This is a genomic window from Nocardia sp. JW2, from assembly GCF_051843015.1.
Lineage (GTDB): Bacteria > Actinomycetota > Actinomycetes > Mycobacteriales > Mycobacteriaceae > Nocardia > Nocardia coubleae.
Genome location: NZ_JBPXLK010000003.1, coordinates 174262 through 200152, shown reverse-complemented (window position 1 = coordinate 200152; position 25891 = coordinate 174262). Strand labels below are relative to the sequence as shown.

The following is a 25891-nucleotide window of genomic DNA, read 5'->3' as shown; positions in this document are numbered from 1 at the left end:
ACATATCAGAAATAACCCTCTCGCTTGCGGTCTTCCATGGCGGCTTCGGAAACGCGGTCGTCGCCACGGGTGGCGCCACGTTCGGTGAGCCGGGACGCGGCGACCTCGGCCAGGATGGCCTCGTTGTCGGCGGCGTCGGAGATGATGGCGCCGGTGGTCGAACCGTCACCGACGGTGCGGTAGCGCACGGAACGGGTCTCGAGGACCTCGTTCTCGTTCGGGCCGCCCCACACGCCGGGGGTCATCCACATGCCGTCGCGCTGGTACACCGGGCGCTCGTGGGCGTAGTAGATCGAGGCCAGGTCGATGTCCTCGCGGGCGATGTAGCGCCAGATGTCGAGCTCGGTCCAGTTGCTCAGCGGGAACACCCGCACGTGCTCACCCGGCGCGTGCTTGCCGTTGTAGAGGTTCCACAGCTCGGGCCGCTGACGCTTCGGATCCCACTGGCCGAAGGCATTGCGCAGCGAGAAGATCCGCTCCTTGGCGCGCGAACGCTCCTCGTCGCGACGGCCACCGCCGAACACCGCGTCGAAGCGGTGTTCGGTGATGGCGTCGAGCAGCGGAACGGTCTGCAGCGGGTTGCGGATGCCGTCGGGGCGCTCGGTGAGGCGACCGTCGGCCAGGTACTCCTCGACCGAGGCCACGTGCAGGCGCAGGCCGTACTTCTCCACCACCTTGTCGCGGAACTCGAGCACCTCGTCGAGGTTGTGCCCGGTGTCGACGTGCAGCAGCGCGAACGGCAGCGGCGCGGGCCAGAAGGCCTTGAGCGCCAGGTGCAGCAGCACCGTGGAGTCCTTGCCGCCGGAGAACAGGATCACCGGCCGCTCGAACTCGCCCGCGACCTCACGGAAAATGTGGATCGCCTCGGATTCCAGCGCCGCGAGGGTGTCGAACTCGGTCAGGCCGAGGTCGCGTTCGGTGGTGTGGGTACTCACAGGCTCACTCCCAGAGGTGGTGACGGTCATGATTGGTGCAATCCGCATTCGGTCTTGGCCAGGCCGGCCCAGCGGCCGCTGCGCGGATCGGATCCCGGCTCGGGCTTGCGCGTGCACGGTGCGCAGCCGATGGACGGGTAACCCTCCTCCACCAGGGGATTGACGAGGATGCCGTTGGCCTCGATGTAGGCCTGCATCTCGTCGTCGGACCACGGCGCGATCGGGTTGATCTTCACCAGGCCGAAGGCTTCGTCGAAGGAGATCAGCGGTGCGTTGGCGCGGGTGGGCGCCTCCACGCGGCGAATGCCGGTGACCCACGCGTTGTAGCCCGCGAGGGACTTCTTCAGCGGCACGACCTTGCGCAACCGGCAGCATTCGGCGGCGTCGCGGGCGAACAGGTCCTTGCCGAGCAGCTCGTCCTGTTCGGCGACGCTGTGCTCGGGGCGCACGTTGATCACGTTCACCCCGTACACGGCCTCGACCGCGTCACGGGTGCCGATGGTCTCGGCGAAGTGGTAGCCGGTGTCGAGGAACAGCACGTCGACGCCGGGGCGGGTCTGCGCGGCCAGGTGCACCAGCACGCCGTCCTGCATGTTGGAGGCGACGATGTAGTTGTTGCCGAAAGTGCGGTCGGTCCAGGCGATCAGGTCGGCGGCCGAGGCGTCGGGGCCCAGTTCGGCCGCGCCCTGCTCGGCGAGCGCGCGCAGTTCGTCTTCGGACAGCTTGGCGGCGAGATTCGTTGTCACAGTTGAGATCTCCTCATCCACTAACGGAGGTCGGCCTCGTCGGCGCGAACCGCCCACACCGCGAAGCGTTCACCGTCTTCGCGGTTCTTGACGAAGTTGCGCACGACTCGCTCGATGTAGTCGCCGAGCTCGACACTGGTCACCTTGTGCTGGCGCAGCTTGCGGCCGAACCCGCTGTCCAGGCCGAGGCTGCCACCCAGGTGAACCTGGAAGCCCTCGACCTGATTCCCGTTGCCGTCGTCGACGAGCTGGCCCTTGAAGCCGATATCGGCGATCTGGGACCGGCCGCAGGAGTTCGGGCAGCCGTTGATGTTGATGGTGATCGGCACGTCGAGCTGCGCGTTGATGTCGGCCAGGCGCTGCTCGAGCTCGGGGGCGAGCACCTGCGAACGCTTGCGGGTCTCGACGAACGACAGCTTGCAGAACTCGATGCCACTGCACGCGAGCAGGTTTCGCCGCCAGACCGACGGACGTGCCTGCAGGCCGAGCGGTTCCAGCTCGTCGATCAGGGCGTCGACCTGGTCGTCGGCGATGTCGAGGACGATCAGCTTCTGGTACGGGGTGAACCGGATGCGGTCCGAGCCGTACTTCTCGGCAGCGTCGGCGACCTTGCTCAGGATGGTGCCCGAGACGCGACCGGCGATGGGGGAGAAGCCGACGGCATTGAGGCCGTTGCGCAGCTTCTGCACGCCCACGTGGTCGATCGGCTTGGCGGGCTGCTCCGGGGCGGGCCCGTCGATCAGCTTGCGCTTCAGGTACTCGTCCTCGAGGACCTGGCGGAACTTCTCGATGCCCCAGTCCTTGATGAGGAACTTCAGGCGCGCCTTGGTGCGCAGGCGACGGTAACCGTAGTCGCGGAACAGCGAAACCACGGCTTCCCAGACGTCGGGAACCTCGTCGAGCGGCACCCACGCGCCGACCCGCTTGGCCAGCATCGGGTTGGTCGACAGGCCGCCACCGACCCACAGATCCAGGCCCGGCCCGTGCTCGGGATGGTTCACGCCGACGAACGCGACATCGTTGATCTCGTGCACCACGTCCTGCTGACCCGAGATCGCGGTCTTGAACTTGCGGGGAAGGTTGGAGTACTCCTTCTTCCCGATGTAGCGCTTGACGATCTCGTCGATCGCGGGCGTGGGGTCGATGATCTCGTCGAGCGACTCACCGGCCAGCGGCGAACCGAGGATCACGCGCGGGCAGTCGCCGCACGCCTCGGTGGTGTGCAGGCCGACCGACTCCAGCCGACGCCAGATCTCCGGGACGTTCTCGACCTCGATCCAGTGGTACTGGACGTTCTCGCGGTCCGACAGGTCGGCGGTGTCGCGACCGAACTCGGTGGAGATCTGGCCGATGGTGCGCAGCTGGGCGGCATTGAGCGCGCCACCGTCGCAGCGCACCCGCATCATGAAGTACTTGGCTTCGAGCAGGTCGATGTTGTCGTCGTCGGTCCAGGTGCCGTCGTAGCCCTCTTCACGCTGGGTGTAGAGACCCCACCAGCGGAAACGGCCACGCAGGTCGGCTTTGTCGATCGAGTCGAAGCCGCCCTTGGCATAGATGTTCTCGATCCTGGCCCGCACATTGAGCGGGTTGTCGTCCTTCTTGGACTGCTCGTTCGGGTTGAGCGGTTCGCGGTAACCGAGGGCCCACTGGCCTTCGGAGCGGCGGCGGACCGGCTTGCCGGTGCGCTCGCGCGGCGCGACCGCGCCTTCGGGGCGCGGGCGGTCGGGCCGGACACGGCGCTCGGTGACCGGGCGCTCGGGACGGGCCTGCGCCGTCGACTGTTCGGTCGAACCGGCGTCGGTGCTCGACGTCATGTGGGGTCGCTCCTGCGGGGGTGGGTGAACATCCGTGCTGAAGGCGCGAGGGGCTGGCTCGCGTCAGGTGGTCAGCGGGCCGATGAAAGTCGAAGGCACCGGGAGATTCCCGGGCGGACGCCGCTGCGCTACCGGTGGAAACCGGGCCGACAACAGGCGCTGCAGACACGCTGGAAGTCGACGTGGCGACGAGCCACGAGTCGTACTCCAGTTGCGTGCATGCGCCTATTGTGCCATGTCAGGGGGGTCGTTCCGACCGCAAGGAGATATTTCCCGCACTTTCGAGGGAAATCCCCTGGACGACCGTACCGTTCTGTGACAGGGGTCATAGTTCCGGCGCGGGAAGTTACCGACGATTCGCCCGATGACATAGCTGTGTCGGGCGCCACAACGGTTGACCTCAACCGCCGTTGAGGGCGCACAGTGTCCGCATGAGCAACGACGTCACCGTGGCGGGCCGGATCCCCGCCGATCTCGACACCGAACTCGCGGCGATTCGCGCCGTCGTCGGGACCATCGCGCACGCGCAGGACAACGAACTGATCGAGGAGTTCGTCTCCGTCTTCCGCGAGGACGCGATCTGGACCACGGGGCACGGCAAGCGGCTGTTCGGCCGTGCTGCCATCGCCGAGTTCACCGCCCAGGTGCTGCCCGGCGCGACCACCCACGGCAAGGCGACCTACGAGATCGAGCACGTGCTGTTCCTGCGACCCGACGTGGCCGCGGTGAAGATCCGGCAGAGCTACTTCACGCTGGACGGCGAGCTGTCGGGGCAGGGCACGCCCATGTACGTGATGACCAAGGAAGACGGGGTCTGGGTGCTCACGGCCAACCAGAACACCCCCGTGGTGGACTGACCGCCCGGCGTCCGGGCGGGGTTCGGGCTTTCCGGCGACAGGCGCACAGCTGGGCCACGGGTCGCTCGCTCGGTCGGTCGAGCGGCCCGCGCGGTGCCGAGTCCGGTCGGGTCCCGCGTGGCGAAGCGCGGGCGCGATGACCGGTGCCGGGGCCGGACGCGGCAGTTCGCCGAGGCCCGGCAGACTGTAGGGGTGACTACCAGCGCAACTCCCGTGGCTCCCGGGGCGACACCGGCCGACGCCGAGCGGCCGGTGCTGCGCGATTTCGGGGGCGGCGCGTTCGGCGTGTACGTGCATGTGCCCTTCTGCGCCACACGCTGCGGATATTGCGACTTCAACACCTACACGGCGGGGGAGCTCGGCACGTCGGCGTCGCCGCAATCGTGGCTCGAGGCATTGCGCGGCGAGCTCGCCACCGCGGCGACCGAGTTCGGTGCGTTGCCGAGCGCGACCCCCGAGGTCTCGACGATCTTCGTCGGCGGGGGAACACCGTCGCTGCTCGGCGGCGACGGGCTCGCCTCGGTGCTCGACGCGGTGCGCGCGAACTTCACCCTCGCCACCGATGCCGAAGTGACGACCGAATCCAACCCGGAATCGACTTCGCCGGAGTTCTTCGATCGCCTCCGCGCGGCGGGATACACCCGGATCTCGCTCGGCATGCAGTCGGCCGCGGCGCACGTCCTGAAGGTGCTCGACCGCACCCATACGCCGGGCCGGGCGGTGGCCGCGGCGAAGGAAGCGCGAGCCGCCGGATTCGAGCACGTGAACCTCGACCTCATCTACGGCACACCCGGCGAGACCGACGCCGATCTGGACGCGAGCCTGGACGCGGTGCTGGCCGCCGGTGTGGATCATGTCTCCGCCTACTCCCTGATCGTGGAAGACGGAACCGCGCTGGCGCGCAAGGTCCGCCGTGGTGAACTGCCCGCACCCGACGACGATGTGCTCGCCGCCCGCTACGAGCGCATCGATGCCCGCCTGGCCGAGGCCGGTCTCGGCTGGTACGAGGTATCCAATTGGGCCGCGAACGATTCCGCGCGCTGCAGGCACAACCTCGGCTACTGGGCCGGTGGTGACTGGCTCGGAGCGGGCCCCGGCGCGCACAGCCACGTGGGTGGTGTGCGCTGGTGGAACGTGAAGCACCCCGCCCGCTACGCCGACCGCGTCGCCCTCGGCGGTCTGCCCGCCGCGGGCTGGGAAGCCCTCACCGACGACGAGCGCTACACCGAACACCTCATGCTCACCGTTCGCCTGCGTACCGGCCTTCCCCTCGCCGACCTCGCCCCCTCCGCCAAGCCCGCCCTCGATCGTGTTCTCGCCGACGGGTTGGCCCAGGTCGTCGACGACCACCTCGTCCTCACCGATCGTGGACGGCTGCTGGCCGACGGCATCGTCCGCGATCTCCTCGGCTGAGCGCCACCAACGTTTCTTTCGCCGAGAATTCGTTCGCTCCTTCGCGGGTGTCGTGGCACGATCCCGCCCGTGTCCACGTCACGAAGTGAGTTGCTGCGCTGGCAGTTCGATCTCGTCTGGTCGTTGTTCGAGTACCACCTCGAGCGGCTGCACGAGGAGGACTTCCTGTGGGAGCCGAGCGCGCTGTGCTGGACGATGCGCGAAGATCCCGCGGGCGGGTGGGTCGCGGACTGGGCGGATATCGAACCGGATCCGATTCCGGTGCCGACGATCGGCTGGCTCACCTGGCACATCGGGTGGTGGTGGAGCGTGGCCATCGATCATCTGCGGCAGCGAGCACCACGTGATCGGACGGATATCGCCTGGCCGGGACCCGGCGACAGCACCATCGAGTGGCTCCGCCGCCTACGGCAGGAGTGGCTAGACACGCTGAGCGAACTCGACGACGCCGACTTCGACCTCCCCTCCGGTTATCCATGGCCTGCCGACGCCGGCCTGACCGTCGCGCATCTGGTCGGCTGGGTCGATGCCGAACTGATGAAAAACGTGGCCGAGATCGGACAGCTGCGGTTGCAACGCGCGGCACGCGATGCCGTTTCGTGACGTCTTTTTCGCGGCGTGGTCGAGCTCACCGCGGCTTCGATGATCCCCCGGTCATCGGGATGATGTGGCCTGATGCACACCCTCCGGCGAGGGTCGGCCACCGGGGTATCCGAACCGATTCTTCGGTGGGTTCGGGGCCGAAGATAACGATTGGGGGCGTAGGCTTCGGGTCGAAACCTAGGGAGCTATATGTCCACCGAACGGCACATCACCCTCGTCCACGAGCAGAGCGAGTTCGCTGAGGCGCGCTCTGCTGAGAAAGCGGAGAACGCTCGTCAGTGCGCGGTCGCCGCGCGGACGGTCGCTTCGCATTCCAACGATGCCGAAGATTGCGTGTCACTGCTGGCCATGCTCGGCCTGGATGCCCTCGCGGGCAAAGAAGTGGGCGCCGCCCACTCACCCGCCCGCGTCGGCGCCGCCCGCCGCATCTGATCGGCTCACGGTCGCCCACCCCGGGCGACCGTGACCCGACCCCTCCACCCGCGGACATCAACACCCCCGCGCCGTGGACTCGTGCCCGCCACCCCGCACCCCACCGATCACCCCATCGGTAATGGTCGGCGCCGGTCGACCGAGCAACTCCTCGGTATTGGCCGAGGTAGTCAAATACTCCGGGACCCCACGAGCGCGCTCCTCCCGCTCTGCGCCAGGCACACCCGGCGCCAGTGCAACGCAGTGGAACCACCGCGCGGCCACCTGCCCCTGCCCCGTGCCGGACGCCCTCGTCTCGACTCCCGCATCGCCCGCCGTCGGCGCATTTCCTGCCGGAGCCTTATCCGCCGCTAGTACGTTGCCCGTTGAGGCGTTGTTCGCCCGGAGTGCGTTGTCTGCCGGGGCTTTGCCTGCGGCGACTGGGTTGCCAGACAGAGCATCGTTTGCGGACAACGCCGAATTTGCGAGCGCGATGCGGTCTGCGAATGTGTTGCGTACCGCCGCACCGGGGCTGTCAGCCTCTGTCTTCGCCTGGCCTGCCCCGCGTTGCCCGCTGTTCGGGTTCGGGCCACCGCCCTCGTGGTGACCGCCGCTTTTCATAGGCCCGCCATCATCCGGCCGAGTTGCTACTGCACTGTCGACCTGTGGCGCGACACCTTCACCGGCGCGCGTACTCGCTCCCGCGCCCGAAATTGTTGCGCGCCCAATCCTCGCCTCGCCGCGAGGTCCCGCACCTGACGCTGCTGGACCTCTCGACGGCCAAGCCGTCTCCGCACCGCGAGTACTCGCCGAACCGCCCTCGCTGGGGGTGCGTCCCCGGTCGGCATCGCCGGATCGTTGTGGCCCATCAGCATTCGGCCCCGGTGAATCACCGACGCGCATCACATCGACTCTCGCCGCGCCGACGTCCACTGCGCCTGCTGTTCCTCCGCCAACAGCTCCGATGCGGGTAGCCGTCGCTGCTCCGCTCGCGTCGGCCAGGTTCGCGTCGAATTGCCTTGTGTCAGTGCCCGGCAGGTCAGTGAGGGAGCTGGGCACCGCGCCGAAAACGGCAGACCGATCCACATCGTGACCCGAAGACGCTGCGAGCCCGCATGATTCGTCGCACGTTCTCAGCGCGTTCGCGTCCATGGCGGTCCCGATGGGTCGGTAATGCTCGGCGGCCGGGACTTCAGCGACCAGCAAGGGTGTGGACAGGTCGTTGCCGAGAGGATCGCCGCTACCAGTAGCCGCGTAGGAATGAATTGGCCGGGGTATCAACGGGATCCGGCTGAGGATCTCGCCGAATGGTCGGACGTAGCGATCACGCATGGCAGCTCTCGCCTCTTCTTCCCGGATGCCGGCCTCCCGCATCCCACCCGGATCGGTGGACCACACCGGCACAGCGGACTCCTCGACGATTTCGGGAATCGCGTACTTGGTCGCGACTACCGCATCGGCCGCCGCTTGGACCAAAGCGGGGATGGAATGGACAGCGGAGAGGAGTTCTCGTGCCTGATCGAGGTATCGCCGGATAGAAGACATCGCAGCCTCCGCTCCGGCACCCGACCAGGCCGCCGGCAGCCCCACGCTGATCGCACGATCGAAGGCATCCAGCCCCTCTTCCCAATACCGCGCCAACCGCTGGAACGCGTCCGCCTGTGCGACAGCATCGGTGACATCGAGGGATGAGAACGCCTCGGTGATCTCTCGATGCCGCCAGTGGTGGACGTTCTCACCACCGCCCGGCATCATCGGGCACCGACCGCGAACGGATCACGCGTTGCCAGTGCGGCTTCCGCGTCGGCCAGACGCAGCGCCCACTCTTCGTCGACCGCCACCAGCCGGTCCCGCGCGAGCCGATGCGCCTCGCGGATATCACCGACGATCCGGCGGTGCGTCTCCATCGCGGCACCCACCGCCTCTGCCGTCTCCCGGAACCGGCCAACCAGCGCGGGCCCCGAGATCAGCCGCCCGTCACCTTCCCCCAGACCCCAGTGCGTCTGCGAGGAGATCTGCCCGGCGAGCAGCGAGACACTCTCGACTACCTCGAGAAACATCACACACGCCCGATCGATCCTGGCGAATTCCTCCGGGCGTACCACGACCGCGGAGTCACCCGCGCCCCACTCGGCACCGAATCGCATCGCAAACCCCTCCCGCCCCGGAAAAGCGCTGGTAAAGCGCCTGATTCACGACCGAACGTACGCTGGGTGCGATAACGCGACAAGCCCTGATCCGCGCCCTGTGGATAACTCCGCCCTGTGGAGAACTCACCGGAGAACGAGACAATTTAGACTGGACTGCAAGACGCCCCGAGCGCCCGCGTGCGAGTCTGTGCCCCAGCACTACAACAACGCGGGCCGACGACGTACCCGGCACGAGCGAGGAGGTGGGGTCGATGGCTTCGAGCACCGAAGATCGGCGATTCGAGGTCCTGCGAGCGATTGTCGCGGACTACGTCGCCACCAAGGAACCGATCGGCTCGAAGTCGCTGGTCGAACGGCACAATCTCGGAGTGTCCAGCGCCACGGTCCGCAACGACATGGCCGTGCTGGAGGCGGAGGGTTACATCACCCAGCCGCACACGAGTTCCGGGCGCGTGCCGACCGACAAGGGCTACCGCGAATTCGTCGACCGGATCGCCGAGGTGAAGCCGCTCTCGGGCGCCGAACGCCGCGCGATCATGGAGTTCCTCGAATCCGGTGTCGACCTCGACGACGTGTTGCGCCGAGGGGTGCGGCTGCTGGCCCAGCTCACCCGCCAGGTCGCGGTGGTGCAGTACCCGACGGTGTCGGCATCGACCGTGCGCCACATCGAGGTCGTCGCGCTCAATCCCGCCCGCCTCTTACTGGTCGTCATCACCGACACCGGCCGCGTCGATCAGCGCATCGTCGACCTGGGCGCGGTGATCTCCGAAGACGACCTCGCCGCCGTGCGCGGCCTGCTCGGCGGCGCGATGGACGGCAAACTGCTCTCGGTCGCCAGTGCGTCGGTGGCCGGACTGCCCGAACGCGCGCCGGCCAAGATCCGCGATGTGCTGGTCCGGGTGTCGACCGTGCTGGTGGAAACCCTGGTCGAGCATCCGGAGGAGCGTTTGGTGCTCGGCGGCACCGCCAACCTCACCCGCAATGTCGCCGACTTCGGTTTCCCCGGCTCGCTGCGCACCGTGCTCGAGGCGCTCGAGGAACAGGTCATCGTGCTGAAGCTGCTGGCCGCCGCCCAGCAGCCGGGTCAGGTGACCGTGCAGATCGGCGAGGAGACCCAGGTCGAGCAGATGCGCGGCACCTCCGTGGTGTCCACCGGATACGGCGCGGCGGGCGCGGTGCTCGGCGGTATGGGCGTGCTCGGCCCGACCCGGATGGACTATCCCGGCACCATGGCGTCGGTGGCGACCGTTGCCCGCTATATCGGCGAGGTCCTGGCCGAAAGGTGACCGCCGGGTCGGCGGCAACCGTGCGGGCACTGTTATGGTCGGTACTTCGACCGGGGTAAAGTTGAGTCGAACAGACTAAAGGATGCGCCCGGCGTTCGGCTGGACCACAGCGACCAAGGACTAGAGAACTCAAGTGGCACGGGATTACTACGGACTGCTCGGCGTCGGCAAGAATGCCACCGACCAGGAGCTCAAGCGCGCGTACCGCAAACTGGCCCGCGAACTGCACCCCGACGTGAACCCGGACGAGGCCGCGCAGGCCAAGTTCAAGGAAGTCTCCACCGCCTACGAGGTGCTGACCGACCCGGAGAAGCGCCGGATCGTCGACCTCGGCGGTGACCCGCTCGAAAACGGCGGCGGCGGTGCGGGATTCAGCGGTGCCGGGTTCGGCGGTCTCGGTGATGTGTTCGAGGCGTTCTTCGGCGGGATGAGCGGCCAGGGCGGCGGTGCGCGCAAGCCGCGCGGCCGCGTGCAGCCCGGTGCCGACTCGCTGATCCGCACCAGGCTGAGCCTGGCCGAGTGCGCGGTGGGCGTCACCAAGCACCTCACCGTCGACACCGCCATCCTCTGCGACCTCTGCCACGGCGCGGGCACCAACGGCAACTCCAAGCCGGTGCGCTGCGAAACCTGTGGCGGCGCGGGCGAAGTGCAGTCGGTGCAGCGCTCGTTCCTCGGCCAGGTACTCACCTCCCGCCCCTGCCCGACCTGTCGCGGCGCGGGCGAGGTCATCCCCGACCCCTGCACCAAGTGTGGTGGCGACGGCCGCGTGCGTGCGCGCCGCGAGATCGCCGCGCCGATCCCGGCCGGTGTCGCCAACGGCATGCGGGTGCGCCTGGCCGCCCAGGGTGAGGTCGGCCCCGGCGGTGGCCATGCGGGCGACCTGTACGTCGAGGTCGTCGAGCAGCCGCACGACACGTTCGTCCGCGACGGCGACGACCTGCACTGCACCGTCCGGGTTCCGATGGTCGACGCGATCCTCGGCACCACCGTGGTCGTAGACACGATCCTCGACGGGCCGACCGAGCTCACCATCGCCCCGGGCACCCAGCCGGGCGAGGTCATCCACCTGCGCGGACACGGCATGCCCCGATTGCGTTCCGGTGCGCGCGGCGACCTGCTGGCCCACCTCGACATCGTGGTGCCGACCAAACTCGACGGCAAGCAGACCGAACTGCTGCGCAAGTTCAAGGGCATGCGTGACAAGGATCGCGCCGAGGTGATGTCGTCGCAGTCCGAGCACAACAGCGGCCTGTTCGCCCGGCTGCGCGCGTCGTTCAGCGGTCGTTGACCGGCGATGGCCGCCACGGTCTTCTACCTCGACGACATCCCGGAGCCGGGCGCTGTCGCGGTGCTCGACGGCCCGGAGGGTCGCCATGCCGCGACGGTGCGCCGGACCCGGGTGGGCGAGCTGATCACCCTGTCCGACGGACACGGTGTGCTCGCCGACTCCGAGGTGATCGCGGCGGCCAAGGACCGCCTCGAACTCGCGGTACGCAACCGCAGGCTGGCCGAACCGGTCATCCCGCAGGTCACCGTGGTGCAGGCACTGCCGAAATCGGATCGTTCCGAGCTGGCCGTCGAGCTGATGACCGAGGCGGGCGCCGACCTGATCGTGCCCTGGCAGGCCGCGCGCTGCGTCGCCAACTGGGAGGCCAAGGCCGCCAAGGCCATCGAGAAGTGGCGGGCGGCGGCGAAATCCGCGGCCAGGCAGTCGCGCCGTGCCTACATTCCCGAGGTCGCCGGCCTGCACCGCACGCGCGACCTGCTCGAACTGGTGCGCGCGGCGAAGGCCGACGGCGCGGTGGTCGCCGCCCTGCACGAGTCGGGCACCGGCAAGTTCACCGAGCTTCCGCTCGCGCGGAGCAAGGAAGTGATTCTCATCGTCGGCCCGGAAGGCGGCCTCGACGACGCCGAGCTGACCGCGCTCGCCGACGCGGGCGCCGACATCGTGCTGCTCGGCCCGACCGTCCTGCGCACATCCACCGCCGCCGCGGTCGCGCTCGGCGCCCTCGGAGCGCTGACGAAGCGCTGGTGAGAGGGCGTGAAATCGCCCCGGAGGGGTACCCCGATCGGGTAGTGATGGGTCCTCTACCACGTCCCGGTTTTTAACCGCTGTGCGGTGTCGGTGGGCGGCGGTAAACTGGTCTCATCGAACACCAGGTCGAGACCGGAAGCAGGCTATAGCCACTTTTGAAGAACACAGGCGAGATCGGCGATCCCACCCTCCCCGTCCCAGGCGTCGGCACCGACGGCAACGGAGCATCCCCGGCGGCGCGAACCGTGCGTTCCAGCATCGAACTCGCCCCCGAATCCGTTTTCCCCTTCCTCGGCTCGGCCGACCAGAACCTCCGTCAGCTCGAGCAGTTGCTTCCGGCCGACATCCATGTGCGCGGTAGCACCGTCACCATCACGGGCAAGGCCGCCGATGTGGCCCTGGCCGAGCGTGTCGTCGAGCAGTTGGTCGCGTTGACCGGCCGCAACCGGGTGATCACCCCTGAGGCGGTCCGGCACACCGTGTCCATGCTCACCGACTCCGGTGTGTCCGAGTCGCCGGCCGAGGTGCTGAGCCTGGACATCCTGTCGCGGCGCGGCAAGACCATCCGGCCCAAGACGCTGAACCAGAAGCGCTACGTCGACGCGATCGACGTGAACACCATCGTGTTCGGCATCGGCCCGGCCGGTACCGGCAAGACGTATCTGGCGATGGCCAAGGCGGTGCAGGCCCTGCAGACCAAGCAGGTCACCCGCATCATCCTGACCAGGCCCGCGGTCGAGGCCGGTGAGCGCCTCGGCTTCCTGCCCGGCACGCTCAACGACAAGATCGACCCGTATCTGCGTCCGCTCTACGACGCCCTGCACGACATGATGGATCCGGAAGCCATCCCGAAGCTGCTGGCCTCCGGTGTCATCGAGGTCGCGCCGCTGGCGTACATGCGTGGCCGCAGCCTCAACGATTCGTTCATCATTCTCGACGAGGCGCAGAACACCACGGCCGAGCAGATGAAGATGTTCCTCACCCGTCTCGGCTTCGGCTCGAAGATGGTGGTCACCGGCGACATCTCGCAGGTCGACCTGCCCAACGGACAGCGTTCGGGTCTGCGGGCGGCCTCGGAGATCCTCACCGATATCGACGACATCCACTTCTCGGAGCTCACCAGCTCCGACGTGGTGCGGCATCGGCTGGTCTCCGACATCGTCGACGCCTACGACCGCTTCGAATCCGAGACCCGCGCGGTTCCGGCCCCGCACTACCCGGGCAACCGGGCCCAGCGCCGGGCGGCGGGCCGGGCGGATCGCCGGTAGTCACCAGCCACACGCTGCGACGATGCCCATCGATACGACGCGGCGTACTCGTTACGTCGCGTCGTAGGGCGGTGCACAGGACTCGGTCCATCGGCCCGTACCCTGAACACGTGAGCATCGAGATCGCCAACGAATCGGGTATGGACATTCCCGAAGAAGACCTGGTCAGCGTCGCGCGTTTCGTGATCGGACGGATGGACGTGCATCCGGCCGCCGAACTGTCGATGGTGCTCGTGGATCTCGACACCATGGCCGACTTGCACGTGCGCTGGATGGACCTGCCCGGCCCGACCGATGTGATGTCGTTCCCGATGGACGAACTCGAGCCGGGCGGCCGCCCCGACAGCCCCGAGCCCGGCCCGTCCATGCTCGGCGACATCGTGCTGTGCCCGGAATTCGCCATGGGCCAGGCGCAGAAGGCCGGTCACTCCCTCGACCACGAGCTGGCCCTGCTCACCGTGCACGGCGTGCTCCACCTGCTCGGCTACGACCACGCCGAGCCGGAGGAGGAGAAGGAGATGTTCGCGCTGCAGGCCCAGCTGCTCGAGGAGTGGTACCAGAGCCTGCGCGAAGAACAGCTGCGCGCCGAACTGGCCGAACGTGACGCCCGCCTGCTCGGTAAGGCAGGGTTCACCGCACCGGGTGACGCACTGGGCCCCGCGTGACCTCGATGGTGCAGATCCTGCTCGCCATCGGGCTGATCGGCCTCGGTGGTGTGTTCGCGGGTGTCGACTCGGCCCTCAATACCGTCTCGCGCGCACGGCTCGACGACATGGTCCGCGAGGAACGGCCCGGCGCCGCGCGCTTGCGCCAGATCGTCGACGACCGTCCCCGCTACGTGAATCTGATGGTGCTGCTGCGCATTCTGTGCGAGATCAGCGCCACCGTACTGCTGGCCGCCGCGACGCTGGAGCTGTGGAGCCCGACGACGGCGCTGCTGGTCACCGCCGCCTCGATGGTCGTCGTCTCGTATGTGGTGATCGGGGTCGGCCCGCGCACCCTCGGCCGCCAGCACGCCTATTCGATCGCGCTGGCCGCGGCCGTCCCGATGCAGATCATCGGTGCGGTGCTGAGCCCGGTGAGCAGGCTGCTCATCCTGCTCGGTAATGCCATCACTCCTGGTAAGGGATTCCGCAACGGCCCGTTCGCGTCGGAGATCGAGCTGCGCGAGGTGGTCGACATGGCCCGCGAGCGTGGCGTGGTCGCCGACGACGAGCGCCGCATGATCCAGTCGGTCTTCGAACTGGGCGACACCGCCGCCCGCGCGGTGATGGTGCCGCGCACCGAGATGGTGTGGATCGAAAACGACAAGACCGCCGCCCAGGCGATGTCGCTCGCGGTGCGTTCCGGGCATTCGCGAATCCCGGTGATCGGCGAGAACGTCGACGACGTGCTCGGTGTGGTCTACCTGAAAGATCTTGTGCCCTATGCCGATCGCGCCCGCAAGGTGACGGTGCGCGAGGTGATGCGACCGGCCGTGTTCATTCCCGATTCCAAACCGCTCGACGCGCTGCTCGACGAGATGCAGCGCCGCCGCAACCACATGGCCCTGCTGGTCGACGAATACGGCGGCATCGCCGGGCTGGTCACGATCGAGGACGTGCTCGAGGAGATCGTCGGTGAGATCGCCGACGAGTACGACACCGACGAGACCCCGCCGGTGGAGGATCTCGGCGAGGGCCGCTACCGCGTGTCGGCCCGCTTGTCGGTGGAGGACCTCGGCGAGCTGTACGGCCTCGACATCGAGGACGAGGACGTGGACACCGTCGGTGGCCTGCTCGCCCATGAACTGGGCCGCGTCCCGCTGCCGGGTTCCAAGGTGACCGTGCACGGCCTGGTGCTACGCGGCGAGGGTGGTGCCGACGCGCGTGGGCGGATGCGGGTGAACACCGTGCTGGTGCGCCGCGCGGCCGACAAAGAGAAGAAGACAGACAAGGCCCGCAACGGCAAGCCCGACGAGGCGCAGGCCGAGACCGACCCGGTGACAGTGCCCGCAGACAATGGAGAGACCGATGAGTGAACTCGACGCAGAGGACAACAAACTGCTGGTGCTGGCACGGGGCGCACTCGGCCGTACCGGTGGCGCGAGCGGCGCGGCGGTGCGTGACACCGACGGCCGCACCTACGCCGCGGGTGAGGTGACCCTCGCCGCCCTTCGCCTGACCGCGTTGCAGGCCGCGGTGGCCGCCGCGATCTCCAGTGGCGCCGAGGGTTTCGAGGCGGCCGTGGTGGTCGGTGCGAGCGGGGAGGACGCGGGTATCGCGGCGATGCACGAGGTGTCGCCCGGTGCGACGGTGATCCACACCGATCGTTCGGGTGCCGTGCTGAGCGAGGTGCGCGGTGGCTGACACCGAATTCCGTTCCGGCTTCGTCTGTTTCGTCGGCCGCCCCAATACCGGCAAGTCGACGCTGACCAATGCCATGGTCGGGTCGAAGATCGCGATCACCTCCTCGCGTCCGCAGACCACCCGGCACACCATTCGCGGCATCGTGCACCGTGAGCACGCCCAGCTCATCCTGGTCGACACCCCCGGTCTGCACCGCCCGCGCACCCTGCTCGGGCAGCGCCTCAACGATCTCGTGCGCGACACCTACTCCGAGGTCGACGTGATCGCGCTGTGCATCCCGGCCGACGAGAAGATCGGTCCCGGCGACCGCTGGATCGTCGAGCAGATCAAGCAGATGGCGCCCAAGACCACCGTGATCGGGGTGGTCACCAAGATCGACAAGGTGGGTCGCGACGAGATCGCCCACCAGCTGATGGCGCTGTCGAAGCTGCTCGGGCCCGAGGCCGAGGTGGTTCCGGTCTCGGCGGTGAAGGGCGAACAGGTCGAGGTGCTCGTCGACGTGATCGCGTCGAAGATGCCCGAGGGACCGGCGTTCTACCCCGACGGCGAGATCACCGACGAGCCCGAGGAAACCCTCATGGCCGAGCTGATCCGCGAGGCTGCCCTCGAGGGTGTGCGCGACGAACTGCCCCACTCGCTGGCCGTGGTGATCGAGGAGATCGAGCCCTACGAGGTCAACGAGGACATGCTCGAGGTGCATGCCCTGCTGTATGTGGAACGGCCGAGCCAGAAGGCGATCGTCATCGGCAAGAACGGTTCTCGCCTCAAGGAGGTGGGTACCAATGCCCGCAAGCAGATCGAGCACATCCTCGGCACACGGATCTACCTGAATCTGCACGTGAAGGTGGCCAAGGACTGGCAGCGCGACCCCAAACAGCTGGGGAAGCTGGGCTTTTGACCGTTTGTGTGTCGGCGGTTCGGGGTATCGTTCGGCGAACACGCCGATTGTGATCGGCGTTGTTCGCTGATCACCCGGGGAGGCTGTGCACGTGCCCGATGCCAACGATGTCGGCAAGCTGCTGGAACTGCTGCGGGCACTGGAGATCCCCGACACCCGCCCCCGGGTGTGGCGCACGTTGGTGCACGGCAGGCGAACGCTGCCGCGCCCGATCGTCGAGATGGTCGGCTTACAAGGCCATACCGCGTTGGTCAACGATCTCTACAGCTGGCTGGGGGAGTCCGGCGGCAGGCGGGCCACCCCGCGCGCCAGGATCGACCTGCACGCTCCCGATCTGCCGCCCACCCGGCTGAGCCCGGATGTCAACGCGTTCAACGCCGGCCCGCACGCCGACGACCAGGAGATCCCGGACCACTGTCTGCCGATCATCCAGCAGCTGGTCGCCGGTTTCGCGACCGACGACACCGCGATGGGCGCCATCAAGTTCCCGCGCTACCGCACGGCCGACTGGCTGACCAGACAGCGCGTCACCTCCGACGAATCCGAGGCGCCCGACGAACTGCGCAGGCGCCTGCCCAAGCTGCTGCGTAGTGGTTCGTCCGCCAACCGCGCCGACGCCACCGAAGGCGCAGCGGGCGGCATGATTTCGAGCGTGGTCTTCGCTGTGCTGGCCCTGTGGCCGGTGCTGCGACTGTGGTTGTGGGTGTCGGGGCGTATTCCCGGCATGTCGAAGGTGACCCGCTGGTTCCTGCATCAACGCTACCTCGCGCCCGAATTGTCCGGCAGTTTCCTGGGTTTCGCTGCCCGGCTCACCGCCTCGCACCGCGTGGACGAGAACGAGGAACAGGTCGCCAAGCTCCTGATCCACGCGTTCCTGGAAGACCTGCGCGACGCGTATCGCCGCCGCATCTGGCGGCCGTCGAGCTGGCGGCGCACCGCCTACCCGGTTGCCCTGCTCGGTGGTCTCACCGAGGGCGGTGACGGTGCGCGCATCCTCACCTGGATCAACGAGATCCGCAACGAGACCGGCCTTTTCGATCCGCTGGTTGTCGTCGCCTTCCGCGACGAAGGGCCGACGCGTGAGGTGGGTGAGCTATCGAACATCAGCGATCTGCGCACCCTGCGCACGCTGGAAAGCCTCGCCGATCAGCCGACCGCGCAGCCGCCCGACCCGCTGCAGACCTGGATCAGGGAGATCGACAGCAGGCGCACACACCGCCAGGCCGACGCCTGGTTCCTGCCGCTGCGCGCGCTGATACCGCCGGATTCCACACCGCGCGTGGGCGATCCGCGTTTCCGCGGGCAGTCGTTGCCGCCCGCCCCGCCGATGGCCTCGCGCAGCTGGTTCGTCGGTTTGTGCGTGCTGATCCCGATCGTGCTGGCGGTGGCCGCCGCGCTGGTGTACTTCCCACCACTGCGCGGCGCCTCGTGCTCGCACTGGCCGTGGACGGGTGGGGTGAGCGTCAGCCTGGTCGACGGCGAATGCGTCGGCTACAGCGACAACGCCGCCCAGACCTTCGCCGACGATCCGGAACTGTCGGCCATGCAGCGCGAGGTGTTCCGCCTGAACGAGGCGGCCGTCGATGCGCGCGAGAGCAATCCGAACCGGCCGCTGATCTCGCTGGTGTATTTCGCGGGGCTCAGCTACGTCGACACCAATGTGCGCTACCCGCACGCGCAGGTCGAGGAACTGGCCGGGCTCGCGGTGCAGCAGCGCCGTGCCTTGCTCGCCTCCGACGAGTCGGAACCGTTGCTGCGGATCATCATCGCCAACGGCGGTTCGGATATGCGCCATGCCCGGTGGGTGGTGGAGAACCGGCTGCGTCCGCTCGTCGCCGACGACCCGAGCGTGCTCGGCGTGGTCGGCATCGACCGCAGCACCGACGAAACCCGCAAGGCCATCACGCGATTGGGTGAGCTGGGCGTGCCCGCGGTGGCGACCACCCTGTCGGCCGACGGGCTGGAGCAGGCGTCGCCGCTGTATTTCCAAGCAGCGCCGAGCAATTCGGTTCAGGCTCGGTTGGTCGCCGACTACATGCAGGGCGCGCGCGCCGCCGACGGCACCCCGCGCTACGACAAAGTCACCATCTACCACCCCGAGGCGCCCGACGACCTGTACGTGACGACCCTGGTCGAGGACCTTCAGCGGGAGCTCACCGAACGCGGTGTGACGCACCGGAGTACGAGCTGGCGCGCACAGCAGGAGCTCTACGGTCTGCCCGCACCGTGCGAGGCGGAGTCCTTCGACCGGCGTGAACTGCTCTTCTTCGCGGGCCGCAACGACGACTTCCCGACCTTCGCCAAGGCCCTCAGTCGCGGTTGTATCAGCGGTGACGGACCGGCGCTGCTCGGCAACGACGCGGTGACGAGGCTGATCACCGATCCGCGTGCGACCATCGCCCTGCCGGCCAACCTGACGGTGCGCTACGTGGCCAAGGCGGCACCGGTGATGCTCGGCGGAGCCGACTGTGTGAAGGGCGTCGGCAAACTCGGTGACCGACCGGTGCCTTTCGAACACGAACAGTTGTGCGCCGAGCTCGCCGGTCTCATCGAGGACCTGCGCGCCTATCCGGACATGGCCGAATACCAGCCGACGTGGGCGGGGGACAGGACCGGGCTCGCCTTCGACGTGAGCGGGCTGTTCCTGCAGGCGGTGCGCGCCAGCCGCGGCGTGCTCGGCGACCAGCCGCCGAATCGGACGGCGATCGCGGTGCAGTTGCGCGAGGCCGACTATCGCGGTGTCACCGGCACATTGGGCTTCTCCACCAAGCGGGTCGCCGACGGGTCGTCGATCGCGGTGCTCGTCACCACCGCGGTGGGCGGGGGCGGACCGCAGCGCTGCCTGATGATGTTCCCCCGCCAACCCGGCCAAGACGGGTGCCCGCCCGGAACCAAGAGCGATCTCGAAAGCTGGCGCGAACCGGGTCGGTAGCCCGTTCGCACCCGGAATTGCTGGACCGCGCAGCCTGATCCGTGCTGTTATAGTCGCTCGGGCATGGTCGGGAACCGTTGATTTCCGGGGGCTGACCTGGTGCGGGCCGACCATTCCGGTCCTCGCGCCTGTTCTCTGCCGGAAGGGTCCCGGCAGTGTGGTGAACGTGGGAGACCGGGCGGGTGAGTATTGCCGAGGGCGCGGAGTTCGCCGGCTACCTGATCGAGCGGAAGTTGGGCTCCGGTGGCATGGGCACCGTGTACCTGGCGCGGCACCCGCGTCTGCCCCGCCACGACGCGATCAAGATCCTCGCCGACGACCACGCCGACGACGCGGAGTACCGGGCGCGGTTCCTGCGCGAAGCCGAATTCGCCGCCGGACTGCAGCATCCGAATCTGGTCGCGGTGCGCGATCGCGGCGAAACCGAGGGCAAGCTCTGGATCGCCACCCAGTACGTCGCGGGTTCCGACGCCGCCGACCTGATCCGGCGCGCCCCCGGCGGGCTCGACCCGGCGCGCGCGGTGCACATCATCGGTGAAACGGCCCGCGGCCTCGACGAGGTGCATCGTGCGGGACTGCTGCACCGCGACGTGAAACCGGCCAACATCCTCGTCGCCGAACAGTCGGGCCTGCCCGACCGGGTGCTGATCACCGACTTCGGCATCGCCCGGCACGCCGAGGACACCGCGACGCTGTCGGCCGGTGGTGGCTTCACCGCGACGCTGTCCTATGTCGCGCCCGAACGGCTGGGCGGTGACCCCGTCGATCGCCGCGCCGATGTCTATGCCCTCGGCTGCTCGCTGTTCCAATTGCTCACCGGTACAGTCCCGTTCCCCCGGCAGACGCCCGCCGCGGTGATGTATGCCCACCTGCACGAACCGCCGCCGCGGCCGTCCGCGTTGCGCCCCGGGCTCCCGGCGGGCTTCGACGCGGTGATCGCGCGGGCCCTGGCCAAAGACCCGGCGCAGCGGTTCGATTCGTGTGGTGCGCTGGCCGCCGCCGCCCGCGAGGCGATGAACGGGTCCGCACCCGCACCGTCGGCACCACAGGTGCGCAGCCCTGCGGCACCCGCCTCCGCCGCTGTCCCGAACTCGGTGCATCCGTCCACCCCGTCTCCGCAGTACGTCGCGGGAGTCGCTGCGGCAGTGCCGGATCCACGAGCGCGCTTCATCCCCGAAGACCCGTTCACGGCGGTGCTGCTACCACGGCGCACCCCGTTCGCCCGGCTCGTCCGCCGCCGTGGTTTCCTCATCGCGGCAGCGGCGGTGCTCGTGGTCTGCGTCGTCACCGCCGCGATGCTCGGGACCGGTGGCGGCACCGAGTCGCCGAGCGCACAGGCCACCACCTCGCCGCCGCCCCTACCTCCGGCGAACGCGTGGGGCGCCTACAGCTTCATCGCCGACCTGTTTCCCGACCTGCTGCCCGCCTTTCAGCTCGGCGTCGGATACCAGGAGTTGACGGCCTGCTACATGATCAACGACAACGGCGACCATGTTCCGACCGACACACTCGCGCCGTTCGCGCGAATGCGCTGTGAAGGCAACCGTGACCCGGCGGTGTCGGTCACCATCGAATGCAAGACCGACCGCTCGCTGATGTCACCGCCGCCGAGCACGGACACGGTGGAGGGCAGCGAACAGTGGCGGCGGGCGTCCGGGACCGGAAATCTGCACTGGGGCAGGAACACCGATGTGGACGGGAATCTCCTCGGCAACCTGTCGATCTACTTCGACGAACCCGCCCGGTCGTTCTGCCGGATCAGGGTCGTCGGCGGCGCCAACGGCGCCGAACTGCGCGAGAGGTGGTGGGCCGATGCGCCGCTGTGATTCCCGCGCGGCCCGCGGCCTGCTGGGTGTTGTCCTGTTGACCGCCGCGGTGACCGGCTGCCGGGTATCCGGGACGGCGGAGCCGGTCCGGGTCGACCTCGCCACCTTGGATTATGGGCACTACCAGCATGTTCCGCTGCAGGCGCCGCCGGGAACCGAATACTCGGGCCGGGTGATCGAGTCGCTGCGGATCGGCGAGGTCATGGTCAATCCGGTCGAAGCCGATTCCCCGCTGTCGGTCCGGCCCTCCAGATGGGATGCCGTTCCGCTGCCGACTCCGGCGAAGGTGTCGGGTGTGCTGTCCGACCAGGCACGTGCCGTGCTCGCCGAGCACGGCATGCTCGCCGGTTTCGTCGTCGGCGGGACCGACACGGCTCGGGTCCGGCAACTGACCGTGCTGGCCCTGCGTATGCCGAGCGCAGCGGCGGCGACCGCGGCGGCGGCGGGACTCGACGCCACCGACGCCGCGGTCAACGCCGACAACATCGCGGTATCGATCCCGAAATACCCTGCGGCCAAAGCGCATTGGCGTCCCACGGTGGCGAGCATGGCGGCCACCGTCGCGCACGGCGCGTTCGTGGTCAGCGTGTACGCCGTGCACACCACCCCCGATGCCGCAGCGCTGACCACTCTGATCGGCGCAGCGTTGGATGCGCAATTGCCCGAACTCGACCGCTTCGTACCGACGCAGCCCGAGCGGTTCGCCGACCTGCCGATCGACGGTGAGGGCATGCTGGCCCGGATGGTGCCGGAGAAGGTGGGTCGCTGGTCGTCGCCCGCGGTGTTGCTGGTCGACGCGGACAACATCGCCGGCGGGAAGGGCATGCTGCACGCCCGGGGCGTGGTGTACGGCCCCAACGCGACCTTTCTGATGAGTTCACGCCAGCATCGGAGCGCCGCGAATGCCCTGGCGTTGATGGGCTTCGACGGACTCAAACGCTACTTCGACGCCACCGAGGCGCGCCAGGCCTACGAGCGCGGCGCCACGGATTGGGCGGCGGACCTGCGACCGCTGCCCGGTCCCGCGGGTATCGAGGACATCCGGTGCGGCGACTCCGGCGCGTCCGATAGCGAGCCGGAGGTTCGCTATGTGTGCGCACTGCTGCACGGCCGCTATATCGCCACGATCTTCGCGCCGACCGAACAGCAGATCCGGCAGAAGGCGGCCGCCCAGTACAGCCTGCTGGAACTGGCCGAATGACCGCGCAGCTGCGCCCGGGTGCGGTCTTCGCCGGGTATGTGATCGAGCGAGTGCTCGGCAGTGGTGGCATGGGCACCGTCTACGCCGCGCGTCATCCGCGACTCCCGCGCTGGGATGCGCTCAAAGTGCTCGGTGACGCGCACAGCGCCTCCGCCGAATTCCGGGCCAGGTTCATCAGGGAGGCCGAACTGGCAGCTCGGATCGACCACCCGAATGTGGTTGCGGTCCACGATCGTGGGATGGACCAGGGTGCGCTGTGGATCGCGATGCAGTACGTGGCGGGCACCGATGCCGCCTCCGTGCTGCGTCATGGTCTGCCCGATGCGCGGTTGGCGCTGCACATCGTCACCGAAGCCGCCGCCGGGCTGGACGCGGCCCACCGCGCCGGACTGTTGCACCGCGACGTCAAGCCCGCCAACTTGATGCTGGAATCGCGCGCGGGGGAGCCGGACCGGGTGCTGGTCGCCGATTTCGGCATCGCCAAATCCGGCACCGACGGCACCGCGCTGACCGAGTCCGGCGTTTTCCTGGCCACCCTCGCCTACGCCGCGCCGGAACTGATCCGGCTCGACGCCGTCGATCATCGCGCCGACCAGTACTCGTTGGGCTGCACGCTTTTCGAGCTGCTCACCGGCCGCAAGCCGTTCCCCCGCGATACGCCCGCCGCCGTCATCAACGCTCACCTGACCGCGCCGCCACCCCGGCCCACCCAGCTGAACCCGCGTCTTCCATCCGCCATCGACGCGGTGATCGCCCGCGCGCTGGCCAAGAATCCCGATGACCGCTACGCAAGCTGTGGCGCCTTGGCCGCGGCCGCGTCTGCGGCATTCGGCACGCCGGTGCCTCCGGAGGCTCACCTCGGGCAGCCCGAGGCGTTGCTGCCGCGGAACTCACCGATCGGACAACTCGGCGCGTCACCGGGGGTCGGCGTGTCCAGTGGTGCGCCAGGAGCTTCGAGCGGCGTGCCGGCGATGCCGGGCGGAGCGCCGGGTACACAGGGCGCTTTGCACGGCGCACGCAGCGTGCAGGGTCGTGCGCCGGAGGCTCCGGGAGGGGTGCACACACAGGCTATATCGCACGGTGCACAGCAGGGGTGGGTCGCCGGTGGCGGCTCGACCGTCGACCGACCGCGCAGGCGGCGGTGGCTGGTTGCCGGAGCAGCCGTCGTGGTCACCGTCGCCGCGCTCGCCGTGGGGATCGTCGCGCTGAACAGGGACGACGCGAGGACCCCAGAGATCGTTGCGACATCGGCAGCCCCGACGACGGCCGCCGAATCACCGTGGAAGGCCCACGAATACATTGTGCGGGCGTTTCCCGAGCTGCTCCCGAAGTCTCCGTTCGCCAGTGGCTACCAGGGCACCCGGTGCGCCGCGATCGACAAGAACTACGACCCCGTACCGCTGGACCAACTCGGTGACATGGGCACCCTCAGCTGCAACGGCGATCGCGCTCCGGTCGAGCGGATGACGGTGGCCTGCAAGGGCAATCGCGCACCGGGCACCGCCGGCAAGTTCGACGACGCCTTCGCCACCAGGGAAGAGTTGTGGGAGCGGCCGTCGGGCCGGGGGCGGATCGTCATCCAGGACATTCCCGGCCGCGTTCCCGGTACCGTCGCCGGTGCGCTGAGCATCCAATTCGACGACACCGCCCGCAACTTCTGCCTGATCGTCGTCCTCGGCGGGACGGACGGCACCGACCTCTACAACCGCTGGTGGGTGAACGCCCCGCTCTGACTCACCACCACGCCGCCGGCCGCTGACGCTCCCAGTGCAGCACCGATTCGAGCTGCGCCGCAACAGAGATGAGCAGCGGCTCGGTGTTCGCCGTGCCCATCAGTTGCGCGCCGATCGGTAGCCCGGTCTCGGTGAAGCCCGCCGGCACGTTCACACTCGGCCAGCCGAGGACGTTCCACGGCCACGTATACGGGCAGGCGCCGGTGATGAGCGCATTGGTCGAGCCCACACCGATGCCGTCGATGTCCTCGGCGCGCGGTGCGGGAGTAGCGGTGGTGGGCGCGAGGACGAGGTCGTAGTCGTCGAAGAAGCCGCCGATCCGCTTGTGCAGCAATGGTTCCAGGCGGCGAGCGGCGAACAGGGCAGGGCCGTCGAGTAGTCGTCCGATGCGCGCGTTGGCGGTGGTCCGTGGGTCGACGACGGCGCCGGGCATCGTGCGGTGCACCCGGCTGATCCCGGCCAGCGAACGCGGCAGGAACGACGCTCCGATCAGCAGACCGTAGTGCAGATCGGCCACGGTCACCGTGTGTCCGAGCCCGCGCAGGGTGCCCGCCATCGCGTGCACGGCGGCCGCGATCTCGGGATCGAGTGCGGTCTTGGTCGCGGTGAACGGAATGTTCAGCGACACAGCGATTCTCAGCTTGCCAGGGTCGCGGCCGACGGCGGCGCGCGCGTCGATCGGGGCGGGGGTGTGCAGGTCGCCGTCGTGCGCACCGGCGGCCACGTCGAGCAGCAGGGCCGCGTCGGCCACCGTGCGCGCCAGCGGTCCGTTGACGGTGAGCCCGTGGAACGCCTCCGGCAGCGGCCAGGTGGAGATCCGGCCGCGCTGCGGTTTGATGCCGACCAGATTGGTCCACGCCGCCGGGATTCGCACCGAACCCGCGCCGTCGGAACCCAATGCGGCAGGGACAATTCCGGCCGCGACCGCCGCCGCCGAACCGCCCGAGGAACCACCCGGCGTACGGGTGCGGTCCCATGGATTACGGGTGTGGCCGAAGGCCGCGCCGCTGGTGAACGGCAGCTGGCCGAGTTCGCAGGTGTTGGCCTTGCCGACGATCACCGCGCCCGCCGCGCGCAACCGGCGCACCGATTCGGCGTCCTCGGTGGCGGGCGGGAACTCACCGCCACAGCCGAAGGCGGTGGGTTCACCGGCCACATCGGTGTCGTCCTTGACCACGACGGGCACCCCGAGCAGCGGCAACCGGACACCGGCGGCCAGCCGCGCGTCGGCCTCGGCCGCCTCGCGCAGGGCGACCGCCCGGCGTATCACCCGGAAGGCGTTGAGCGTCGGCTGCGACGCCTCGATGCGGTCGAGTGCGTCGGTGACGGCGGCGACCGAACTGGTCGTGCCGCCGGTCAGGGCCGAGGCGAGTTCGGCGAGGCCGAGGTCGGCCGGTGGCGGCGCGATGCGGTCGGGCGCGGACATCTGAACTCC

21 protein-coding genes are annotated in these 25891 nt (G+C 68.7%); 16 read left to right on the top strand and 5 right to left on the bottom strand.

The window, feature by feature from the left end:
- Positions 1 to 5: 5 nt before the first annotated feature.
- Genes cysD through ACSVDM_RS06260 form a run of 3 tightly spaced genes read right to left on the bottom strand, consistent with a single transcriptional unit; the run spans position 6 to position 3495 of the window.
- Positions 6 to 965, bottom strand: coding sequence for a sulfate adenylyltransferase subunit CysD (cysD, locus tag ACSVDM_RS06270; RefSeq protein ID WP_424991830.1), 960 nt, complete (start codon positions 963 to 965; stop codon positions 6 to 8).
- Positions 962 to 1681: a phosphoadenylyl-sulfate reductase gene (locus tag ACSVDM_RS06265; RefSeq protein WP_067642387.1), complete on the bottom strand. Its 720-nt coding sequence runs from the start codon at positions 1679 to 1681 to the stop codon at positions 962 to 964. The genes cysD and ACSVDM_RS06265 overlap by 4 nt, the downstream gene beginning before the upstream one ends.
- 20 nt (positions 1682 to 1701) lie before the next feature.
- Complete coding sequence (locus tag ACSVDM_RS06260; protein ID WP_357150011.1) at positions 1702 to 3495, bottom strand: nitrite/sulfite reductase; 1794 nt, start codon at positions 3493 to 3495, stop codon at positions 1702 to 1704.
- Positions 3496 to 3926: 431 nt separating this feature from the next.
- Here ACSVDM_RS06260 and ACSVDM_RS06255 point away from each other — a divergent pair, with 431 nt between their 5' ends.
- From ACSVDM_RS06255 to ACSVDM_RS06240, 4 genes are all read left to right on the top strand, one after another.
- Complete coding sequence (locus tag ACSVDM_RS06255; protein WP_067642320.1) at positions 3927 to 4352, top strand: SgcJ/EcaC family oxidoreductase; 426 nt, start codon at positions 3927 to 3929, stop codon at positions 4350 to 4352.
- Between the two features lie 192 nt (positions 4353 to 4544).
- On the top strand, positions 4545 to 5765 hold the full coding sequence (gene hemW, locus ACSVDM_RS06250; RefSeq protein WP_439263509.1) for a radical SAM family heme chaperone HemW: 1221 nt from the start codon (positions 4545 to 4547) through the stop codon (positions 5763 to 5765).
- A 69-nt stretch (positions 5766 to 5834) separates the two neighbouring features.
- Positions 5835 to 6368: a DinB family protein gene (locus ACSVDM_RS06245; RefSeq protein WP_439263508.1), complete on the top strand. Its 534-nt coding sequence runs from the start codon at positions 5835 to 5837 to the stop codon at positions 6366 to 6368.
- Positions 6369 to 6557: 189 nt separating this feature from the next.
- Positions 6558 to 6800, top strand: coding sequence for a hypothetical protein (locus ACSVDM_RS06240; protein WP_067486687.1), 243 nt, complete (start codon positions 6558 to 6560; stop codon positions 6798 to 6800).
- Between the two features lie 1730 nt (positions 6801 to 8530).
- Here ACSVDM_RS06240 and ACSVDM_RS06235 read toward each other — a convergent pair.
- Positions 8531 to 8926: a hypothetical protein gene (locus ACSVDM_RS06235; RefSeq protein WP_439263506.1), complete on the bottom strand. Its 396-nt coding sequence runs from the start codon at positions 8924 to 8926 to the stop codon at positions 8531 to 8533.
- A 254-nt stretch (positions 8927 to 9180) separates the two neighbouring features.
- Here ACSVDM_RS06235 and hrcA point away from each other — a divergent pair, with 254 nt between their 5' ends.
- The 12 genes from hrcA (at position 9181) to ACSVDM_RS06175 (ending at position 24456) form a co-directional block, all read left to right on the top strand.
- Positions 9181 to 10215, top strand: a complete 1035-nt coding sequence (gene hrcA, locus ACSVDM_RS06230; RefSeq protein ID WP_067486696.1) for a heat-inducible transcriptional repressor HrcA — start codon at positions 9181 to 9183, stop codon at positions 10213 to 10215.
- Positions 10216 to 10348: 133 nt separating this feature from the next.
- A complete protein-coding gene (dnaJ, locus tag ACSVDM_RS06225; RefSeq protein ID WP_067486699.1) occupies positions 10349 to 11503 on the top strand; it encodes a molecular chaperone DnaJ in 1155 nt (384 codons plus the stop codon).
- Positions 11504 to 11509: 6 nt separating this feature from the next.
- Complete coding sequence (locus ACSVDM_RS06220; RefSeq protein ID WP_439263503.1) at positions 11510 to 12250, top strand: 16S rRNA (uracil(1498)-N(3))-methyltransferase; 741 nt, start codon at positions 11510 to 11512, stop codon at positions 12248 to 12250.
- Positions 12251 to 12423: 173 nt separating this feature from the next.
- Complete coding sequence (locus tag ACSVDM_RS06215; RefSeq protein ID WP_439263754.1) at positions 12424 to 13518, top strand: PhoH family protein; 1095 nt, start codon at positions 12424 to 12426, stop codon at positions 13516 to 13518.
- Positions 13519 to 13628: 110 nt separating this feature from the next.
- A complete protein-coding gene (gene ybeY / locus ACSVDM_RS06210) occupies positions 13629 to 14183 on the top strand; it encodes an rRNA maturation RNase YbeY (RefSeq protein WP_067486705.1) in 555 nt (184 codons plus the stop codon).
- A gap of 5 nt (positions 14184 to 14188) precedes the next feature.
- On the top strand, positions 14189 to 15538 hold the full coding sequence (locus tag ACSVDM_RS06205) for a hemolysin family protein (protein ID WP_439263753.1): 1350 nt from the start codon (positions 14189 to 14191) through the stop codon (positions 15536 to 15538).
- The gene (locus ACSVDM_RS06200) at positions 15531 to 15866 is read left to right on the top strand and encodes a cytidine deaminase (RefSeq protein ID WP_067486711.1); all 336 of its coding nucleotides are present in this window, start codon (positions 15531 to 15533) and stop codon (positions 15864 to 15866) included. The genes ACSVDM_RS06205 and ACSVDM_RS06200 overlap by 8 nt, the downstream gene beginning before the upstream one ends.
- Positions 15859 to 16764, top strand: a complete 906-nt coding sequence (era, locus tag ACSVDM_RS06195) for a GTPase Era (RefSeq protein ID WP_439263500.1) — start codon at positions 15859 to 15861, stop codon at positions 16762 to 16764. Before ACSVDM_RS06200 ends, era begins: the two co-directional genes overlap by 8 nt.
- A gap of 91 nt (positions 16765 to 16855) precedes the next feature.
- The gene (locus ACSVDM_RS06190; RefSeq protein ID WP_439263498.1) at positions 16856 to 19696 is read left to right on the top strand and encodes an ABC transporter substrate-binding protein; all 2841 of its coding nucleotides are present in this window, start codon (positions 16856 to 16858) and stop codon (positions 19694 to 19696) included.
- A 182-nt stretch (positions 19697 to 19878) separates the two neighbouring features.
- Positions 19879 to 21522: a serine/threonine-protein kinase gene (locus ACSVDM_RS06185; protein ID WP_439263496.1), complete on the top strand. Its 1644-nt coding sequence runs from the start codon at positions 19879 to 19881 to the stop codon at positions 21520 to 21522.
- On the top strand, positions 21509 to 22723 hold the full coding sequence (locus tag ACSVDM_RS06180; RefSeq protein WP_439263494.1) for a DUF7373 family lipoprotein: 1215 nt from the start codon (positions 21509 to 21511) through the stop codon (positions 22721 to 22723). The genes ACSVDM_RS06185 and ACSVDM_RS06180 overlap by 14 nt, the downstream gene beginning before the upstream one ends.
- Complete coding sequence (locus tag ACSVDM_RS06175) at positions 22720 to 24456, top strand: serine/threonine-protein kinase (protein WP_439263492.1); 1737 nt, start codon at positions 22720 to 22722, stop codon at positions 24454 to 24456. The genes ACSVDM_RS06180 and ACSVDM_RS06175 overlap by 4 nt, the downstream gene beginning before the upstream one ends.
- A 1-nt stretch (position 24457) precedes the next feature.
- Here the strand turns inward: ACSVDM_RS06175 and ACSVDM_RS06170 are convergent, their stop codons facing one another.
- The gene (locus ACSVDM_RS06170; RefSeq protein ID WP_439263490.1) at positions 24458 to 25882 is read right to left on the bottom strand and encodes an amidase; all 1425 of its coding nucleotides are present in this window, start codon (positions 25880 to 25882) and stop codon (positions 24458 to 24460) included.
- Positions 25883 to 25891: the final 9 nt, after the last annotated feature.